22 protein-coding genes are annotated in these 19,261 nt (G+C 35.3%); 1 reads left to right on the forward strand and 21 read right to left on the reverse strand.

The window, feature by feature from the left end:
- Positions 1 to 21 precede the first annotated feature (21 nt).
- A complete protein-coding gene (locus tag B5P40_RS17280; protein ID WP_113709511.1) occupies positions 22 to 504 on the forward strand; it encodes a hypothetical protein in 483 nt (160 codons plus the stop codon).
- Between the two features lie 229 nt (positions 505 to 733).
- On the opposite strand, the gene B5P40_RS17285 is transcribed toward B5P40_RS17280, so the two are convergent.
- The 21 genes from B5P40_RS17285 to B5P40_RS32830 all read right to left on the reverse strand — a co-directional run bounded on the left by B5P40_RS17285 (position 734) and on the right by B5P40_RS32830 (position 19,228).
- Positions 734 to 1,504 carry an N-acetylmuramoyl-L-alanine amidase gene (locus tag B5P40_RS17285; protein WP_113709512.1) on the reverse strand — a complete coding sequence of 257 codons (771 nt, stop codon included), beginning with the start codon at positions 1,502 to 1,504 and terminating at the stop codon, positions 734 to 736.
- Positions 1,504 to 1,929, reverse strand: coding sequence for a phage holin family protein (locus B5P40_RS17290; RefSeq protein WP_002192693.1), 426 nt, complete (start codon positions 1,927 to 1,929; stop codon positions 1,504 to 1,506). The genes B5P40_RS17285 and B5P40_RS17290 overlap by 1 nt, the downstream gene beginning before the upstream one ends.
- Positions 1,930 to 1,945: 16 nt before the next feature.
- Positions 1,946 to 3,109, reverse strand: coding sequence for a BppU family phage baseplate upper protein (locus B5P40_RS17295; RefSeq protein ID WP_002192951.1), 1,164 nt, complete (start codon positions 3,107 to 3,109; stop codon positions 1,946 to 1,948).
- A 22-nt stretch (positions 3,110 to 3,131) separates the two neighbouring features.
- Entirely contained in the window at positions 3,132 to 5,561 is a 2,430-nt protein-coding gene (locus B5P40_RS17300) for a phage tail spike protein (protein WP_002192952.1), read from the reverse strand.
- The gene (locus B5P40_RS17305) at positions 5,558 to 6,241 is read right to left on the reverse strand and encodes a phage tail domain-containing protein (protein WP_002192953.1); all 684 of its coding nucleotides are present in this window, start codon (positions 6,239 to 6,241) and stop codon (positions 5,558 to 5,560) included. The genes B5P40_RS17300 and B5P40_RS17305 overlap by 4 nt, the downstream gene beginning before the upstream one ends.
- A 1-nt stretch (position 6,242) precedes the next feature.
- Complete coding sequence (locus B5P40_RS17310) at positions 6,243 to 10,451, reverse strand: hypothetical protein (protein WP_002192954.1); 4,209 nt, start codon at positions 10,449 to 10,451, stop codon at positions 6,243 to 6,245.
- A gap of 182 nt (positions 10,452 to 10,633) precedes the next feature.
- Positions 10,634 to 11,086: a hypothetical protein gene (locus B5P40_RS17315; RefSeq protein WP_002192955.1), complete on the reverse strand. Its 453-nt coding sequence runs from the start codon at positions 11,084 to 11,086 to the stop codon at positions 10,634 to 10,636.
- Between the two features lie 46 nt (positions 11,087 to 11,132).
- Entirely contained in the window at positions 11,133 to 11,708 is a 576-nt protein-coding gene (locus B5P40_RS17320) for a phage tail protein (RefSeq protein ID WP_176527028.1), read from the reverse strand.
- A 2-nt stretch (positions 11,709 to 11,710) separates the two neighbouring features.
- On the reverse strand, positions 11,711 to 12,133 hold the full coding sequence (locus B5P40_RS17325) for a hypothetical protein (protein WP_113709513.1): 423 nt from the start codon (positions 12,131 to 12,133) through the stop codon (positions 11,711 to 11,713).
- The gene (locus tag B5P40_RS17330) at positions 12,123 to 12,509 is read right to left on the reverse strand and encodes a hypothetical protein (RefSeq protein ID WP_002192958.1); all 387 of its coding nucleotides are present in this window, start codon (positions 12,507 to 12,509) and stop codon (positions 12,123 to 12,125) included. Before B5P40_RS17330 ends, B5P40_RS17325 begins: the two co-directional genes overlap by 11 nt.
- Positions 12,499 to 12,846 carry a hypothetical protein gene (locus B5P40_RS17335; protein WP_000844459.1) on the reverse strand — a complete coding sequence of 116 codons (348 nt, stop codon included), beginning with the start codon at positions 12,844 to 12,846 and terminating at the stop codon, positions 12,499 to 12,501. Before B5P40_RS17335 ends, B5P40_RS17330 begins: the two co-directional genes overlap by 11 nt.
- The gene (locus tag B5P40_RS17340) at positions 12,830 to 13,135 is read right to left on the reverse strand and encodes a head-tail connector protein (protein WP_033733047.1); all 306 of its coding nucleotides are present in this window, start codon (positions 13,133 to 13,135) and stop codon (positions 12,830 to 12,832) included. The genes B5P40_RS17335 and B5P40_RS17340 overlap by 17 nt, the downstream gene beginning before the upstream one ends.
- A 1-nt stretch (position 13,136) precedes the next feature.
- On the reverse strand, positions 13,137 to 13,316 hold the full coding sequence (locus tag B5P40_RS32585; RefSeq protein WP_142936362.1) for a hypothetical protein: 180 nt from the start codon (positions 13,314 to 13,316) through the stop codon (positions 13,137 to 13,139).
- Entirely contained in the window at positions 13,297 to 14,439 is a 1,143-nt protein-coding gene (locus B5P40_RS17345) for a phage major capsid protein (protein WP_113709514.1), read from the reverse strand. Before B5P40_RS17345 ends, B5P40_RS32585 begins: the two co-directional genes overlap by 20 nt.
- Positions 14,440 to 14,479: 40 nt before the next feature.
- Positions 14,480 to 15,214, reverse strand: coding sequence for a head maturation protease, ClpP-related (locus tag B5P40_RS17350; RefSeq protein ID WP_002192961.1), 735 nt, complete (start codon positions 15,212 to 15,214; stop codon positions 14,480 to 14,482).
- Positions 15,186 to 16,373, reverse strand: a complete 1,188-nt coding sequence (locus tag B5P40_RS17355) for a phage portal protein (protein WP_113709515.1) — start codon at positions 16,371 to 16,373, stop codon at positions 15,186 to 15,188. Before B5P40_RS17355 ends, B5P40_RS17350 begins: the two co-directional genes overlap by 29 nt.
- Before the next feature lie 16 nt (positions 16,374 to 16,389).
- Complete coding sequence (locus tag B5P40_RS17360; protein WP_002192963.1) at positions 16,390 to 18,033, reverse strand: terminase TerL endonuclease subunit; 1,644 nt, start codon at positions 18,031 to 18,033, stop codon at positions 16,390 to 16,392.
- The gene (locus B5P40_RS17365) at positions 18,026 to 18,337 is read right to left on the reverse strand and encodes a P27 family phage terminase small subunit (RefSeq protein ID WP_002192964.1); all 312 of its coding nucleotides are present in this window, start codon (positions 18,335 to 18,337) and stop codon (positions 18,026 to 18,028) included. The genes B5P40_RS17360 and B5P40_RS17365 overlap by 8 nt, the downstream gene beginning before the upstream one ends.
- A gap of 106 nt (positions 18,338 to 18,443) precedes the next feature.
- Positions 18,444 to 18,743, reverse strand: coding sequence for a hypothetical protein (locus B5P40_RS17370; protein WP_113709516.1), 300 nt, complete (start codon positions 18,741 to 18,743; stop codon positions 18,444 to 18,446).
- Between the two features lie 3 nt (positions 18,744 to 18,746).
- A complete protein-coding gene (locus tag B5P40_RS17375; RefSeq protein WP_113709517.1) occupies positions 18,747 to 19,058 on the reverse strand; it encodes an HNH endonuclease in 312 nt (103 codons plus the stop codon).
- Between the two features lie 2 nt (positions 19,059 to 19,060).
- The gene (locus B5P40_RS32830; RefSeq protein WP_181462948.1) at positions 19,061 to 19,228 is read right to left on the reverse strand and encodes a hypothetical protein; all 168 of its coding nucleotides are present in this window, start codon (positions 19,226 to 19,228) and stop codon (positions 19,061 to 19,063) included.
- Between the last annotated feature and the right edge of the window lie 33 nt (positions 19,229 to 19,261).

Consider the following 19,261-nt stretch of genomic DNA (forward strand, 5'->3'; position numbering starts at 1 on the left):
CAAATGAGAGGCAGGAAAATTATGATATATCAAAATGAGAAGATTCATAGAAAAAAAGCATTAATCAGTGCCAAAAAAGTCTTTAGCCAATTTTCAAATTTAGAACTTATTGAATTTGAAAATCCCGATTCTGAATGGATAAAACTGTTCGACACAGCATTGAAACAGTTTCGTAATATAGACTCTAATCCAACATTTCACATTCCTATTGGTGATGTTAAAAGTAAGTATATTTTATGGATTGAAAGTTCTTTAGGTTCTTTAAGTTTTTCAAATCATAAAACAGAATATTTTATATTAGTTCCTAATTGTTTAGAGCCGGTATGGGCAAATGTTAGAATATTGAATTTCACAAAATCTATCGAGGAACTTTGGGACATTTCTGAAACTAATGAATTTATAATTGCTGATAAGAGTACAGGGCAAATTGCACAAATATTTTCTGAAGAAGAATGTTATGAAATTCACTTTAAGCGCTGCAACACAGACCTAATTGACTCTTAAAAAAATTAATTTGTAAATTAATATTAGTATTAGGAATTTAAGCCTTGATTAGCTAAATGTTTTTCAAACTTTCTGAATAGATGAGTATAGCAACTTGTGTAAAGTGATTGAGCAAGCAGTAAAAAATATATTATACAAAAGAGCACCCCTTAATTAGTGAGTGCTCTTTTGTAACTCCTACTTCACATATACAAAGGCTTCATTTGCAGTACATAGTATGTCCTGACAGTTATTTAAGGTACTCGTACCACCAGTTTTTCTCATCCATCCAAGCTGTAATCTTATCAAGTTCACCGTTTGGCAATACTTCAGTTTGTAAGTACGCTAGGCCAGTTAATGGATCAGAAACAACTTTCCCTTTCGTTCCACGCGCGTTCATAGCGTTTGCGACTTCTTGAACCATTGAGATGCCAAACCCACCTGATTTAACGTATTGATAGCCACCGTTATTACTTACGTTACCAACAGATTTATTAGAAGTGCCTGATACTGATTGTCCAGTTAAAGCGAAAACGATTGAATTAGCAATCTTATCTACATCCCATTTGGCCATATCAGATTCGTTATCGATGAATCCAAGCTCAATAAGAATGGCAGGTGCTTTAGTGTTAGCCAATACATATAGCTCTTTTCGTTCTTTAGCACCTCGATTGCTCCATCCAATGTCTTTAGACAGTTGAGTTGAAACTTTAGAAGCAAGAGATTGCTGATCATAATAGCAAACCTCTACACCGTTAGCTGTGCCATTAAATGCGTTTAAGTGAAATGAAATAACAAGATCCACATCATGAGAGTTACAATTACGAACGATGTTTGATAAGTTTTGCGCTTGAGTTGCTCCTGCTTCGTCTGTATCATCATAAACTGTGTGTCCTAAAGAGCGTAATTTTGAAACAACTGCATCCTTCACCTGACGATCCATAATATGTTCTTTTCTATTTCCGTAGTTAGCACCTTGTACAATACTGTTATGTCCACCATGTAAACTATATTTAGCCATTACTCAACCTCTCCTTTTTTAACTTCATGTTTTTGTTTACCACCTAATATTTCAACTGCATTTGTTAAAGCTGAAGGTAATTTAATTCCCATACGACCAGCATTTTCTAAAAGTGATAGCAATTCATTACCCATGAAGAAAAAGATAGTCGCTTCACGGATTGCGCTATTACTTCCAAATGCTGTATCTAACTGTGCTGCCACTCCAATCAAAAGAAAAAGCACCACCTTTTTGGCGATGCCTTTGAAACCTACTTTACTTTTTAATTCACCGTTATATCCTGCTGCAATTACGCCTGTGAGGTAATCAATCGCTGCCATAGTTACTAATATTTGCAACATTGCATCCCATCCTCCCAAGAAATACCCACAGAAGCCACCAAAGGTAGCTATAAACATTTTTATGAATACGTCGATACGTTCCACTTGTTTGCCTCCTTTTTTATACTAAATAATTGATTGAAAAATGAATAGTTTTGTCAGTAGTGATGTTGTATATTTTTACATTACCGCCAGTTTCTACGTTAAATTCACATATAGAATAAGGTGGACCGGCAATAATAACAACATCTGTTATTTGTTGGGCTGGTCGCAATGCAGTTGGAACATTGAATACAACTTGCCCTTCTTTTATATTCTTTAAAGAACCTATAACAGAAACTTGGTCGCCACTTCGTTTCGCTCTAGTAACTTGTCTTCCTTCAACGTTGGAAGCATTAGCTGTGTTGATTGACATCTGAATCCAATCCGTATCGGTAGTTCGTTTAAATCCTTGTACAGTAAAATCCCATCCCACAAAATCTTCTTTTGTGACATGATTTGTCCACCCTGTCCACCCGTTATTTCCGTTTAGATAATTTGTATAAAATCCACCTACACTATCTTTAGCGATTACAAAGCCAATATTATTCTGATTAAAATAAGAAATTCCCCTCCAAGGTTTGCCCGATGGGATTGTGTTTTGCACACCTGTAGCACAATAAATTGTATTCATCCCGGCACCTTTCGCGGCTATTTCATCAAGAATATTCTTTGTGGCATCACTAACAGAAATAGTTTGACCACCTGATTCAGTTGTGATCTTTGGTACTTGAACATCTTTAGCATTAATTAATGTTGTTAACTCTACAAATTTGTTGTTTGTATCTGTAATTTTCTTATTTGTATCATCAATTTCTTTTCGATATCCTTCCACATTTTCGAGTGCTTTATCAAACTCTGAAATATAGTTTTCTATTTTAATATTTCCTTCTCGTACATCTCTTTTTAAAGAAATCCGAATATCTGGCGTAGTCATTCGCTCTAAATCGTTTTTTTCTAAAACGAAATAAGCTGTCCAATCACCAGCCATCGAAACTGCTTCTTCTGACAATGTGTACTCAAAAGCTCCGTTATCTGCATCAATTATTTTTGCGTCATCTCTAATCAATTGTCCTAAATGATTCGTGGCTTCATATTTAACTGAATATCCCGCCAAATTTACTTTTTGCCCATTTCCCTTTAAATAAACAACAATTCTCAAACCATTTTTATCATTCTGGCGAGAACGTATTGTTTTTGTGAAAACTGGATCAGCTAAATCTATAGAAATTACCTCATCTCTCATGTGACCCATCTCCTTTCTCGAATCATCTTTTAATGCGATTAGGGGCCCGTTTAACACGTTTTGTTCTCACTCTATGTCTTACGTTACCTTTGGGTTGTATCGGCTCTAATTCTTTAATTCTAGCATCTGTTTTTGTAACGTATTCTTGGAAAGCCTTGGTCACCTGTGAAATCATCCCATATAAGCCTACACCTGTTTCTTCAGATTCGTTCGGAATGACAATACCATAATGAGTAGGGATGTCATTTGTCGTTAAAGTGTTTTCTCCCTCTTTACGATCCATCCGCATTTCATATAGTTTTGGTATATCTAATTTGAGGTTGTATTGTTTTATATCCCAATCCATTACTTTTTCTAACACATCAAATTTAATATCACGTATGTTCGTTTTGTATTTAGCTTGCGAAGATACTTTAAAATCCGCTGCTATTATTCCGCCATAGAATGAACCTGTACCAGATTTAACTTGAAGATACCCATTCTCGTAATTTGAATTACGTAGCATACAGTACTGCATGATAAGATCAGTGTCTCCACCCGAAGAAGTATCGATAGATAGAATCCTCGTGCCGTTTTTGTGATAATAGAATCTTTGACCAGCCGTGAAATGCATATTCCCATTTGTGGCTTCAGCAATGAAATCGTTTTTTGCCTTTGCTGAAAAGTCTGTACCAGCTTTTAGATTCATATATGACAATTGAGATTCCATCTGCAAATATTCCTCTGCTTTTAAGCTCAAATCTCCATTTTGACCAAATTTAATAATGGCAGGAAAATACAAATCGGTATTACTGCCACCTACATAACCTCGTGTAATTCCTATACCCGCCGCTTTTGGATAAACATTAGAATACTGATAGAGTGCAAGTGCACCTTGTGAAGCTGTAATATCATTGTCTCCGCCCAGAAGTAACGTAGGTTGTAATTCATCCCTCGAATTTTTGTAATACCCTAAAAACATACGGGTAATATCATTTTCCATAATTCGCATGAATTGTTTGGATATACTTACATAGTTTTTTGTATCATCGGATCTTAAAGTGGTACCACTAATTTCTCCACCTTTAATTAAATTACCGGTAAGTGTTCCAGCTGTTATAAAATCAGCGACAATTCGCCCGTCATATGTAATGGCAGTTTCATATGGACCATTTACTCCCCAAGGGGAATATCCTAATCCATTGATGTTCCACTGCCAAACCTTTGAAGCGGTCATTTCGGATTTTGTGTCCATAATCAAAATACGATCAGGATAAATCCTAACATGTCCGCCAAAACCCGAATTAATAAGGTTTGTTGCATTTTCTTTTGCTGCATCTAATATTGAGCTTGGCATATTTGATATTTCATTCTGTATTTGCTCTACTTTACCAGCCATATTTGCAAACGATTCTTTGAAATTACCTAAAGTTATTTCTATATACTCTTTCTTTATCGGATCGTATTTATAAGAAATAACTTTTGCTTGAATATCAAGATTATCTTCTGTGTGCCTAACGGTGACGATGTCTCCCATATAAACACGTTGTAATACTGCATAATTTTTATATTCTTCTGTTTGTGATAGTTCTTGGAACTCAACCTTATATGTTGCTTTTGGTTGATCTGCTTTTTGAATCGTGAACATATCTTTAGCGGATTGACGTAATCGTTTGTAAGCTTCTTCTAGAGGAACAGCATCATCATCCTTTGCATGTTCACCAATGGCAGCCTTTATATCTTTGAATTCTACCACTCTGATTTTGGGATGAGGATATTTATTAATATTTGGACTATCTACATATTTTTCTGGAAGAAGCAATCCGTCAAATCCCTGTGGCATGATCCTGGTTACTGGGCTTTTCCAATCAACATTCCCTTCATAACCAAGCAAATCCTTTTTATGCTGAATGACAACCCCTCTGTCCATACCACGACTTTTTAACATTTTCACATCAAAGTTATCTCGCTTCAATTCACCGCCCCAGCGATTAATAAAAGCATTATCTTGTCCATTATCTAAAATAGCTTCAATTGGATTTTTCCTTACAATACGTGCACTTGCTATTGTTGGAATATCAGAGTAAAAAGTAAAAATATGTTTATATTGGCATCCTGTTGATAAACGGCTCATTGCTGCATTACCATTTGTATTTTGAATAAATATATCTTCAATTAAGTTCTCAGTTAGATCATAAAAAATGTGATAACATTGTACGGTTAATTCACCCATGCTTGGTTTAGGAGTTACTACACGAAATAATTGGTCACCATCTGGTGTAGGAACTTTAATAATGCTCATACCATCAATTTCTATTCCATGTGGAGCAAATAATGGGTAACTAAATGTAAGTGCAAATAAACCATTGAGTTCTTCTACAACGGTTGCACCATAAATATGCTTATCTAATATGCCAATCCCATTATGAGTGAAATCAGTCTCATCTGGTTTATATAGTGTAATGTGACTCATTTATATCTCCACCTTGGTTCGACTATGATTTTAGTAACTGATTCAGACCATGAAATTGTATTTATTCCAGGTTTAAAAAGCGGAAATTCTCCTATCATTTTAGAATTCATTGATGTTGTACCAACATATGCTTCTAGCAGCTCTGAATCGATGGTAACGGAATAAGCCACTCCTTTTATTCGGAACGATATATCATTAATAGTAACCGTTATATCACCACTACCATAAATCACCAATTCCGGCTCTGATTCTACTGTTCCAGGATTCAAAATGCTTTCTGGTTTTGTTAATACAATTGGTGCTGTATCAACGTATTCAAAAGGATCAAGTGTAAATTCTACTTCGAATTCCCCATATTCTTCAATCTCATTTGCAATATCACCAATTTCAACAGATTTAATTTTCCGATATACTTCGTCATCAGTGAAATATAGTATTTTACCATCCATGAACCATGCTTTGATACGGCGTATTAAAGGCTTTATATTTTCTTCTTCAAGTAAATTAAACTTAATTTTTAAAGGGACGTCCTCGAACGCCCCTTTCTTCGTTAGTGATCCATGTCTTCCTGACACTTCTATATGTTCAACCTTTTGTTTTGCTGTTGGAATAACGGGGCGGTCTACCATACATATTCGATAATCACTCGCTAATTCCGTATCAATCCCTATGTCTAGCAAATCAATTCCTCCCTATTCCGACATTTAAGTTACGTCCTTTTTGCGCAAACCAATCATCAGCTTTTTCAAACATACGGTCTATATCACGGTCATTTCGTACAGTGTTATAAAAGTTTACTTCTACTGGTTGTTGATTAACCATTCCACCACCTGCAGCCGCTCCAACCATATTAGGAACACCATTTAAAAGCGCTTCCCCTAGTGCACTAGGTACATCGTAAGCCACAATTTGAGCTAATTGAGAAGCTGCATTTTGTATCATGTCTGTTACATTTTTAGTTAGTAATCCCAACTGACCGCCAATTCCACCCATTCTTTCAGAAGAACTTAATGGTGTTACAGATACCTTATTCCCTTTTTTACTGAATAACTCGGGACCAGCTTCTCCAGCAATGAATTGCCCATCTCCTAAAACATGTCCACCCTTTGCGAGCATCGGTACATGTGGGATTTTAGGTGCATCAACACCAGGTATTTCATTTAATAGATCAGCAGGTGTATTAAAACCATCAATGAATTTATTAATCATACGAATGATACCGTTAATCGCTGTTTTAGTACCGCTTTTAATACCATTCCAAGCACCTAGTACAGCGGATTTCATTCCATCAAATGCGTTTCCAACAGAATTTGTAACCCAACGAACAGGTGTCATAATCGCTTCTTTTAATCCATTCCATACAGATGATGCTGTAGATTTAATACTTTCCCAAATACTTGAAAGTGTGGATTTAATACCATTCCATATATTACTGCTTGTGCTACTGATCATGTTCCAAACAGAAGTAATCGCTTCTTTTATGTTGTTAAAAACAGATTTTGCTGTTGAAACAATGGAATTCCACAGACCGATTAAAAAGTTTTTAACCGCATTCCAAATTGATGATGTTGTAGAACTGATGGTATTCCAGGTATTAATGATCCAATTCTTAATCGCTTCAAATATTGGCATTACAAATGCGACAAGTGAATTCCAACAAGATTGTAAGAAATTCTTAATCATATTCCAAACCATAGAAGTAGTGGAACTGATGGTATTCCAGGTATTAATAATCCAATTCTTAATCGCTTCAAATACTGTTGTAGCAATTGAAACAATAGTATTCCAACAAGATTGTAAGAAAGCACTAATTATATTCCAAACCATAGAAGTAGTGGAACTGATGGTATCCCAAACACTAATAATCCAATTTTTAATCGTTTCAAAAACTGTCGTTACAATTGAAACTAGGGTATTCCAGCAAGTTTGCAAGAAAGTAGTAATCATATTCCAAACCATAGAAGTAGTAGAACTGATAGTATCCCAAACGCTAATAATCCAATTTTTAATCGCTTCAAAGATTGGTGTAGCGAAATATAAAATTGCTGTCCAAATTGCTTGTAGGTATTGCGTAATAAAATTCCATACTGTTTGGATAACTGTAGAAATCCCATTCCAAATCATTGAAAAGAAATCAGCTATACCTTGTAAAATAGGCGTTAAAAAAGCAACTATCCCATTCCAAACACCTTGGAAGAATTCTGAAATACCTGTCCAGGTTTCTGAAAAGAATGTTGCTATTCTTTGTAATACCTCTGTTAAATACTCAACTAACCCATTCCAAACTTCTATACAGAAATCAAAGATCGACTTCCAAATACCGATATACGCATTTATTATTTTAGAACCCCAAGTAACTACAAAGTTAACTAACCCATCCCATATACCAGTGAGAAATTCAACTACGGCATTCCAAGCCGATGCAGTCCCTTCGCTCATACTATTCCATGTATCAGATAGCCATTGAACCAATCCATCCCATATACCAGTGAGAAATTCAACTACAGAATTCCAAACGGATATAGTCCCTTCACTCATGCTATCCCATGTGTCAGACAGCCATTGAACTAGACCATCCCAAAGCCCGACTAAATATTCTTGAATAGAATTCCAAGCATTAGTAGTCCATTTTTGGATATCGTCCCAGTTTTTAACGATTGCAACGACTAATCCTATAACAGCCGCAATGATAAGAGGAATAGCAACAATCCATCCTAACATTGCAGCTGATATGCTTGTTATGGTAACCACTATTGGCGCTAATGCCATAAACGCACCAGCAATTATACCAATAGCAATTGCAACTGCAGCTAGTGTTGCCGCTAATTCTGGATTGTTAGAAACCCAATCAGCAAATTTTGCTATAAGATCAGCTACAATCTTTAATACAGGCTCAAGAGCAACCTTTAAATCATTCATTGCTTTTTGCATTTTAACAGCTGGAGATGCATCTAATTTGGAAGTGGTGTTATGTAAATCATCGACACCTTTTTTTAAATCAACTTGTTTACCTTCTGCTTTTAGAATGGTATCAATGATTTTCTTTCCTTGGTCTTCCCAGAGAGTCCCGAACATCTTCGTGCCTAGTGCATTTCTGTCTGTTGCATTCTCAACGCCAGCTAAAGCTTTGGTTGCTTCAAGCATTGCTTTTTGTCCGCCATCGCCACCTTTAGCAATAGCTTGGCCCCATTTTTCAAACTGATCTGCTGAAATCTTTGTTTTATCTAAAACCGCTTGCATAGATTTATCTACACCTGCGCCAAATTCAGCCATTTTAATACGACCTTCTTTGACACCGTCTAATAGGTTATCGATATTCCAACTTTTCGTATCGACTCCAGCAGACAAGATTCCTTGGACTTCTTTAGCTGAAAAACCTGCTTGAACCATCTGGTCCCCGTATTCGGCAATGATATCTAATTGCTCAGGTGGAAATCCAGTTTTCAGTAAGGTACTAACTAAACCTAAAGCTTCCTCATTTGTAATGCCAAGCGTTGCCCCGATTTCATTTGCTTCCTGTATCAATTCATTAAAATCTATACCAGCATATGTTGAAGCAATAGTTGCGGCACCTTTTACGATTGCAGCATTAGCCTCATCGGACGCATCTTTATTTAGAGCCCACTGTCTTCTAGTTCCTTCTAAAGCTTCCTCAATCTCTACACCATAAGTAGTAACATTTCTTACAGCTTCTTCAACTGACCTTTTAGATGATTCAGGAACTTCGAATGACACATCAATTTTAGTTTTTAATTTCGATGTGTCGAGCGCTTGTTCAATTACTGTAGATATACTACCACCAGCAACTGCGGCACCTATTACATTTTCTAAATCAATATCTAGCTCTTTGAACTTTTTTTCTGTTCTTTCTGCTTCTTGCTGTAAATCTCTTAAATCATTTCGTACTTGTTGTATTGAGTTCCCAGCATCAACAGAGCGCAGGGCACGTTGTAGTTTTTCAATGTCTGTTTCTGCCCCTAAAGCTTCGCGTCCGATACGTTTAATAGCCTCATCTAATTGAGAAGAAGAGGCTGTGCCTTGCTTAATTGCTGATGTTAAATGTCCGCCCAATGCATTTGCAAAATGATCTACACTAGTCCCAGTTGCTTCAAAAAGAGTTTCTAATTGTTTTGTTGCATTTGCTACTTTTTTTGTTTCTATCTCGTGCGCTTTCAGACTTTGATTCGTAGTTTCAATTTGATTTTTTAGTTGTTGTTCTGCTGTACTTAATTGTAATAATTTCGTTTCTAATTTATTAACTTCAGCAGAATTTTCACCATACTGTGATTTAGCGGCCGCTAACTGTTGGGCGCAGTTCTTTGTTTGCTGTGAGGCATTTTGTTGTACTTGACTTAGGTACTGCAGCTTTGCACCCAACTTTTCGGATTCTGTAGCGTTGTTACCTAAGGATGCACGTTGCAAATCGTATTCCGCACGTAATTTTGCTGATTTATTTACAAGTTCGGTTTCTTCTGTGCCTAATTTATTTAAAGCTTGTGCAGTACTGCTATTTTGTTGCGCTAATCTTTGTAAGGCGGTTTCAGTCTCTTTGATCTGATTCGAAAATTTTTGTTCGGCAATTTGTGCATTCCCGAGCTGGCGAGATAACTTTTCGACTTCAGTAGAATTTTCACCATACATTGCCTTAGCCTTACTTAATTGCTGTTCTGTAGCGGCAACCTTTTGCGCAGCTAATTGTTGTTGCTGTTGTAAATGTCCTAGCTTTGCATTCAATTTTTCGGTTTCTGTACCACTCGATTTAAGTTGTTCTTGTTGCAATGTAAATTCTTGGCGTAACTTAGAACTTTCATTCTTCATTTCGTCCATTGCTTTATTAAATTCTTGATTAAAAACTTTAAACGTTATTTTTGATTCTGGTCCATTTGCCATATTCTCACCTGCCTTTTTTTAACGTGGATTAGCTTTCCAACCATCAAAGGCAAGCTTCCCTTCTGCTATCCGCTCCACCGATGCGACGGGAAAATGCCAAAAAACTTCTGGATCAATCCCATAAATTAAAACGTAGAGAACATATTTGTCCTCTACGCATTCAATGTTTATTTTCGGTGGCTTTATCTCTTTTTTCTGTCATTCTTTGTACTATTCGCTAACCCTTTAGCAAACTTATTTGGCTGTCCCGTTGTTACATTTGAAATTAAATTAGAATACAGTTTCATCGTTTCTTCAAAAGAGTAATGGAATCTTTCAATGAATTGTTCAAAATCATAAGGAAATTGTTTATTTGCCCCTAAGCAGCCTAAATAAATGATTTTTTGTATTTCAATTTCATTGAAGCTTTGTAATGCATCACTATCGAGTTCGTTTGGATTCGCATTTGCTAAATCCTTCATTTTAAATAAACTTTGCATAAGTGACTGCTCGATTAATCCTAAACTCTGCCCCTTTTGCATTGCGTGGTTTGTAATAAAGCAAGGAACTGTTTGATGATTCTTTTCTACTGCCTTAAACTGCCCGTCTACATTTACAACATCTACTTCTTTTAATTTTACGACTTCGACTCTCATAGGTTACTTGTCCCCTTTTATTTTGATAGAGTTGCTGTTGTTATTTTTACAGTTTCACAAGATCAGGCGTAAATTGTGTATGCCATTTTTCTTTTACCTGCACATCGTCCACTTCATCCGCTAATGCTTCGTAATAAAATTCCCCGTTACTATCTTTAAGGGCTGTAAACTCTAATTCTGTTTCTGCTACTTCATCCGAACCGTTTTCCACTTTAAATTTAAATCCAGTTGTAGATGCACAATTAGAGAAGGCAACGAATTTTTTTAAATCCTCAAATTCATCAACTACGTCAGCAGTTAAAACAAATGACTCTCCCTTTGATGTTGTACCGTATGACCATACACCAGCTTTTAACCCATCTGTTTTAATTCCGAAAAGCTTTCTAAGTACATCTACACGTAAATGACCAGAAAGAGTCATATTCATTTTAGTAGGCTTGGAAATCTTTTTAACTTCTACACCTTCACATTTCTTTACTTTCTCGAGCATTTCTGTTTCGCCTTCGATTGTCCCAACGCAACCAAACTTTGTTCCTGTTTGCTGAATTCCACCTTTAATAAATTGGATACCTACGTTTGTAAATGACATGGAATCGAATTCTTCAATAATTGTCGTCATTATAATTAACCTCCCAGTGTTTGATTGATAACTTTATCTAATTCTGTATTTAAGCGTTCTGATATCTTTGGAGTAGCGGTTTGTAAACCACGCTCTAATATCTTTTTCGGTGCGTTTTTCTTTGAATTTCCTATCCCTAAATCTGGATACTTTAAGTAATTAAATCTAGGTGTTGGACGAATTATAAAACCAAGATTTAATTTGCTATTCGTTAAAGCTTTTTGATCTTTAGCATGTCGTTTATTTCTCACGCGCCCTTTCCATGTAGAAACAGGGATTTTAGGCTGAATGGATTCGACTGCAAGATTCACACCATCACTATGCAAAACTCTATTAAGTGCTTGCTCTGACTTCCCTGGTATTTGTTTGAGCTTGTTTTCTAAGGCTTCAATATCGCCAAACTCTACACTCCATGAATTAGCAGCCATATTTAACAAGTCTAGTTACATTAATTTCAATTTCATCAATGTATTCATCCATTTCACCTTTTTGAATAGATGTTTTATCAGAGTGTTGAAAAGAATGTCCTGTAGCTTCAAGTGTTGCAATAATATCTAGCATTCTTTCATCTAAATCATCACGATTTTCAGAGTAATAACGAATTAAAACGTTTTGGCGAAGTGTCATTTTACTTTCTGTTTTTTTAAAACCACCTGTCTCAAATATGAAGTAATGATAGTCTTCTTCTTCATCTTCACTTACTTGATCCTGGTAAACTTCTACATCGAATGCTTCATTTAATTTATTTATTAATAAGCCATTCATTTTCTGAAGTCGCTTTTTTGATTGTTCGTTATTCAACAATATGTCCACCTACTTCCTGTAAATAGAAATATAAATATTGCTTGTCCGAATCAACTTTTATGACATCGTATTCTAATTTATCTATAACTACTTTTAATTTATTTTTATTAATGGAACGAAAAGAAGGAGGGAACAAAGTTTTTACTTTTTTATCTAACTTCGCATTTAATAATCCGCAAGATTGATAGTCACTATCCCGTGCCGACAATTCTCTAAACGCTAGTTTTCCTTCTTCAGAAAAAACACCTTTGATTCGCTTTGCATTCTCGCTACGCTTTGTTTCTGTCCGTCCGTATCTTAAAAAACCATCATTAAACGTTTCATTGTATGACTTCATCTTTTGCCCTCTCTTTTAAGGCGGAATCTATAATTAAACGCTGTAATTCCCCTCGAAAATTCTTTTCAAAATCCTCCAGAGCATTGTTATACTCATACCTGCATCGTTCAATAAGTAATTGCTTAACCTGGTCTTCTTCTTCAAAAGAAAAAGACGTACCACAAAGATTTTGTAAATACGCCTTTCCACGTTCAATTGTTTTTATTAATTGTGCATCTTCATCATTCCAAGTGATCCGCAAACGACTTTTTACATCTTCAAGTAATGTTTCATTTAACGTTTGGTCCATTTTAATCACCACTTGTTATTGATTCTTCTATAATTTTACGAATATCCTCTTTTAATGTTGCAGAGGAAATATCTATATTATGTTGATTTGCATAAGCAATTAATTCTGGTTTTAACATACTATTAAAATCAATTCCCTCCACTCTTAATGTAGAGGATTTATTAGGGTGTAGGCGTTTCACTACCGCCAGCTTTTAAAGCACTAATATCAAACAATAAGAATGAATCGTTATCTTTTGGACGACCATTTGCGTATTGTTTAGATAGGTATACAGTTTCATCCTCTAGGAAACGATATTCTTTTGAACTTTCCATCTTTTGAGTTGAACCAATACCCATAAAATAATCGCTTGCGATGCCCGCAACCATTTTACCTTTTGGAACAGCTAACGATTGAACAACTGTCGCTGGAATTGGAAGCACCCCTGATACATATGCGCCATTTTGTGTTAAAAACGTAGTAGCCGGGAAGATTTTTTCCCAATAGTCCAGTGGATTTACAATCATAAGGGCATTACTAACTGCACGACGTCCACCATTAGTAAGTGGAGCCATTACTTCTTTACCTAATGATGTTGGCGTTAGATCAGTAAGCGGAATAGCTGTCTTATCACTATATACCCCAGCAGTAACTGCTGCTTTTAAATCCTTCATCATTCCAATCGGTTGATCTTTCCCTGTACCTTTAACGATAGCTTCTTCTAATGCAATCGCCATCGATTCAGCTAAAATCTCACGAACATAACGGTCTAACCAGATTGGACCCAAATCTAACATAGCGTTACAAATTGGAACATAGGCACTTAATTTATATAAATTTGTTGTAATAACTTCAAATCCATCATCTAATAATTCTTTAATTTCTTCACAAAGTTTTCCCCACCAAGCTGATTGTACATATCCTTTTTTCACTACCCATTGCGTTACACCAGTAGTGTTTACAAATTGAATATGATTCAATAATGCATGGTTTACACGTAAATATTCGAATACACGCTCAAATACAGTTGCTGGCACTAATGTTTCTGTACCTGCAAATCCTTTATTTGCGATGACTTCGTTATAATAGGATTGCTCATCCTTTGTTAAAACTTGAAGACCACGACTTGTCATCACATGTTGATCTGATAAATCTTCGTTTACAGCTTGTCTCGCTTCATTGATGATATTTTGTTGAATAGAGTTTGCAAATTCAACCATAGCAGCCGCTGCTTGCTCCTCATCGCCACTATTCATTGCATTTAATAACTTCTCTTTCATTTCAATTTGTTTTTGAGCTTCACGATCTAAATTTTTAATTGTCATTTTCAAAATCCTCCTATTTTATGCAAAATAAAAAACACTATCATTTTGTAGTGTTTAACGCTGTTAATAATGTGAATAATGCATTTTTGTTATTATGAGTGGTTTCTTTTGGATCATCTTGTACTTGAACTGATGCTTTATATTTGTTTAATATCTTTGCCTTTGCAGGTTCTAGTACTTCATCCTCTTCGTCTTCCTCTGGAATTACTATTTCATCTGAAATTTCATCACAGAAACCAAACGTTTGACACTCTTCAGCAGTTAACCAAGTTTCTTCTGCTAAAAGTGTTTCTAGTTCACTTTTTTCTCCTACAAAACGGGATGTATAACTTTCCGTTACTGCAGTATCAATTTTATCAAGACGATCTGCAACCTTACGTAACCCTTCTGCATTACCAGCCGCATATGTCCATGCTTTATGAATCATCATCATTGTATTTTTAGGCATAACAATTTTATCTGCTGCCATTGCAATAACAGATGCCCCACTTGCCGCCAAACCATCAATGTGTATAACAATATTGGCAGAATGATTTTTTAATAAATTAGAGATAGCGATGGATTCAAATACATCACCACCACCACTATTGATGTGAACATTAATTGTTTTCGCTGTAATATTTTTTAATTGCTCTCGTACTTTACTACTTGAGATACCGTCATACCAAGAATATGCTGAAATACTTCCATACATATAAAGGTCTGCTTCTTCAGTGTTTGCACTATTAAGTACTTCAAATCTATTTTTAATTTTTGGTATTTCCATTACCGTCATTATTCTCACCTCCCTTTAATGATTCAGCATTTTCGACTGATTCATAGTTCTTAGTAACATAACGCATATCTGCCCATTCCTCATCTATAGGTTCACGTCCTAACATTCGTAAAATGTCATTAATTGAATTTACACCAATTCGGAAGAACACATCACAAGCATTTGCTAGTTCTGTAATGTCTACATGCTTAATTCGACTTGTATCAACTTTTAAATACGTTCGCCCTAAGTACTCTTCTTTTGTATAAAACTTCCGATTGATTTCATCTGTAATTAATTCTATAAGTGGATTGATACAAAACATCAGGAAATTGTCAGTTTGTTTGGATACGTCCACTACATCACCTTTTAACATTCCTTTTGGTACATGAAAAGCCATAGAAACAAAATCAATGATGTCATCCACCAGTGATTTAATATCTCGACTATCTAACTTATTTCCTTTTGAAGTATTGCTGAAATTATCTAATTCGTATCCATCTTGTAATTGGAAGACAGCACCTGCATTGTCCGCTTCAAAAAATGTTTTGAACTGCTCATTAAACATTGCATCGATTTGTTCTTGCATCTCATCAGTTTGTGCTCTTAAAAATTCACCTTTTACTACGACTCGCATTGCATTGGAACGCTTATAAATATTCGTTGCAGAAGTAATCAATTTCCCCCAGCTTCCATATAAACCATCTATTACATTCATGATATTTTCATCATTTAATTTAAAATAAAAAACTTCACTCTCTTTAAATACCTTCTGGGTAAAAGTGAAGTCATTTATTGTAACGTTTGTATACCAATTTTCTCTTAATGCAAATTCTTCTTTATTGAAGCTATCAGCTACATAGAGTTGATTGTTATGCATAATAACTAAACATTCGTTATCGTAAATCAAATGTGAAACTAAGCTATGCATAAATTGAGAAGCATTTTGATTTTGATTTGGTTGTACATTAAATAAATAATGGTTTTCATTTCGGACTTCTTTTCCTTTTTCAAAGGTTTGAAATTCACAACGAACAAGTGTATTCGCAATTAAATCTACACAAGTACTTACAGCCAATTTTTTAAAATAGAAATCAATAGAAGACTCATATAAATAACTTTTTAGTGCTTCCCTGTTTCTCTTTCCAAACCAACCACCTATCCAATCTATTAATCCCATTTCTTCACCCACCTTTCTAATAAGTCCTTACTTTGAATGTCCCTGGAGTGAGTTGTTTATATTCATTTAATTCCGAATCAAAATTCAAGGCATGCAAAAAAGCGAAAAAACCATCTGTTTTTCGCTTCTCTTTCTCTATCTTTTTATATTCAATATTTCCATTCATTTTTTCTTCTTTGTATACATTACCAACATACCAACGCATAAGAGGGTCGTCTCCAAAAACAATTGCTTGTTTAATAAACATTTCCTCCACAAGTGGGGCTAGCATACTATGTGTTGCTGGTCCACGACGTACAATTTCAACCTCAAATCCCGCTTCTGTTAATGCTTCTTTTAAAATTGTAGAACGATACAAGTCCATACTAATTTTCTTGATGCGATATGTTTTGTTCATCATAACAAACCAATTCAGCACATGTTCCGAACTTATTGACTTATCATATATAACAGTTAACAAGCCTTTTTCAATAGCTAGTTTAATTATATCTTGATTAATATCTTGTAATTTTGGAGCTGTATGATGCATGAAGGTATGTTGCACCCAATAACGTTTCCCATTTGCTTTAAATAGAAGTCCTACTGAACAAAAATCTCTAATTTGTGCAAAGTCTACTGCGCCTATACATTCCATACCTTGTAGATTTTTTGGTAATGCTTGCTCAGTCGCTAAACGATCTTCATATGTCGCAACCTCTTTCAATACATCTTCCATTGGGAGATTCATACGCTTAGTCATGAACTCTATACGAAAAGAACTATTATGTTGCATATCATGATATTCTTGTTTCATCTCATCTTGAAGATTTTCATTATAAGGGTATGATGGATTTGCTTTCTCCCACATTTCCTCATTGTCTACTTCTGATTCATGGTCCAATTTACAAATAAAAGGGAATAGAGTTGATTGAGGAAGATCTTTATTTAGCACCATTTGAGCTTCTTCTTTCAAGTCGTCTAATACACCGCCACGTACACGTCCATCTGTTGTAATGTAAAACGTACGTGGATCTTTTTTCTTACCTAATCCCGATGTAAAAACCTTCACACTATCGTAATTCTCGTATTCGTGGATTTCATCAAAGATAACAACTCCACTACGCTTACCATCTTTTGTTCGAGCGTTCGAAGTATTATATTCTAACTTTGATTTTGTTTTACGATGTTGAATTAGCATCTTAGATTTATAGAATATCTTTTTCATTTTCTTTGAGAACTTAGGATCATCCAAAACATTGTATACATCTTCAAAGGATGTTTTCGCTTGTTTTTCTGATGTTGCGACAATATCTATGTCATAACTCCTTATGCCATGATGCCCTGTCATCATATGAAAACAGTTATAAGCAATATAACCGTTCTTTCCCGCACCACGCCCTAGTAACATAAAAAATCTATTGAACATTAACTTACCATTTTCATATTTAACACCATAAATAAATGCATTACAAAATCTTTGCCACGCAAATAATTCGAATGGAAAATATTTCTCTGGAACACTCACAGAGTTTTCAATCGCTTCTGCATCAATGACGACTCCAGGCTGATCTAGCTTCCAACGTAAAAATCCCATCAGTTTCTTTTGCTCTTTACAAGCTTGAATTTCCCCTTCTTCAACCATCCTCATGTAATCATCGATGTAAGGGTGATAGTTATACATCTTCTTCGCCTTCATCCCTGTTTAAGCTTTCCAGTCCCATCTTCTTCAGAAGTTCTGTCATACTTTTAATTGTTTCACGATATTCTTTCCCCGCAGGGTTTGGTTTAGTTCCTTTCTGACCACCACCATTGTCCCATGAAATCATTCTTTCTTTTTTCCATTCTCTTTCTAAATCTTTTGCTGCATCCCACATAGCCATGTACTTATCAACTAGGTCAATGTATACTGCGTTATCCATCTCTGCGACTTCCAATTGTTGTAATAAATCTTCTTTAATTTGCATCCTTTTAGATAGTTTCCGCAATCATACCCCCCCTTTACATTAAAAAATCAAAAAATGTTTTAACCGCTCTCCCCCTCCCGTTGAAAGCTCCCCCGAAAGAAAGTCGATTTTATTTTAAGGGGGGGACTTATTTAACTTGTATATATCGTTCAACAAAAGAAATAATGTAATGTATTTCTTCTTCTGTAATTTGCAAGAACATTTGAACTCTATCTATATCTAATAGTTGTTTTACTTTATCCATCGTTAAATTATTACATCGATTACGATTAATAATATCTCTAACTTGTGTGTATCTATAATAAATAAAGCGAGCACCTGCATTAAAGATGTCTCGCTCTATGCTTGTTCTGTTCGTTGGTTCTGACATCGCTACTCTTTCAAGGTATTCAGTGTCGTACTCACGACCGTTATCGTTTATAATCATGCTTTACCATCTCTCTTCGTTAACAAACGCTGGTGGCTTGTCCTGTACCTTTAAACGGTCATGTACTTCATTGTGACATGTATTACAAAGAGACATAAGGTTATCAAATGTTAATGAAAGCTCTGGATATTCTTTTACTTCCTTGATGTGATGAACACAATCAGCCTTACGATACTTCCCTTTATCTCTACACATACAACATTCAAAGTTATCTCTCTTCAAAGCCTTGACCCTTAGCTCACGCCATTCCCTAGACTTATAGAACTTCATAAGCTTGTCATCTCTTATTAATTGAATGAGCTCATTTGTCTCCACCCTTATTCATCATCCTTTTCAATTAAATGCTCAATCCCCTTTAACCCATCACCGTCAACATGCATAGTTACTCTTCTTAGGATTTGAATCACATCATCTAAAGTTTTAATCTTATTTGGATCAATCTTATGCCTATATGGAGATTTAAGTGTTATTCTTTTATCTTCCATCATTCATCCTCCTCTAAAATAAAAAGCACCCGA

The organism is Bacillus sp. SRB_8, assembly GCF_003264205.1.
In the GTDB taxonomy this organism is placed as follows: domain Bacteria; phylum Bacillota; class Bacilli; order Bacillales; family Bacillaceae_G; genus Bacillus_A; species Bacillus_A mycoides.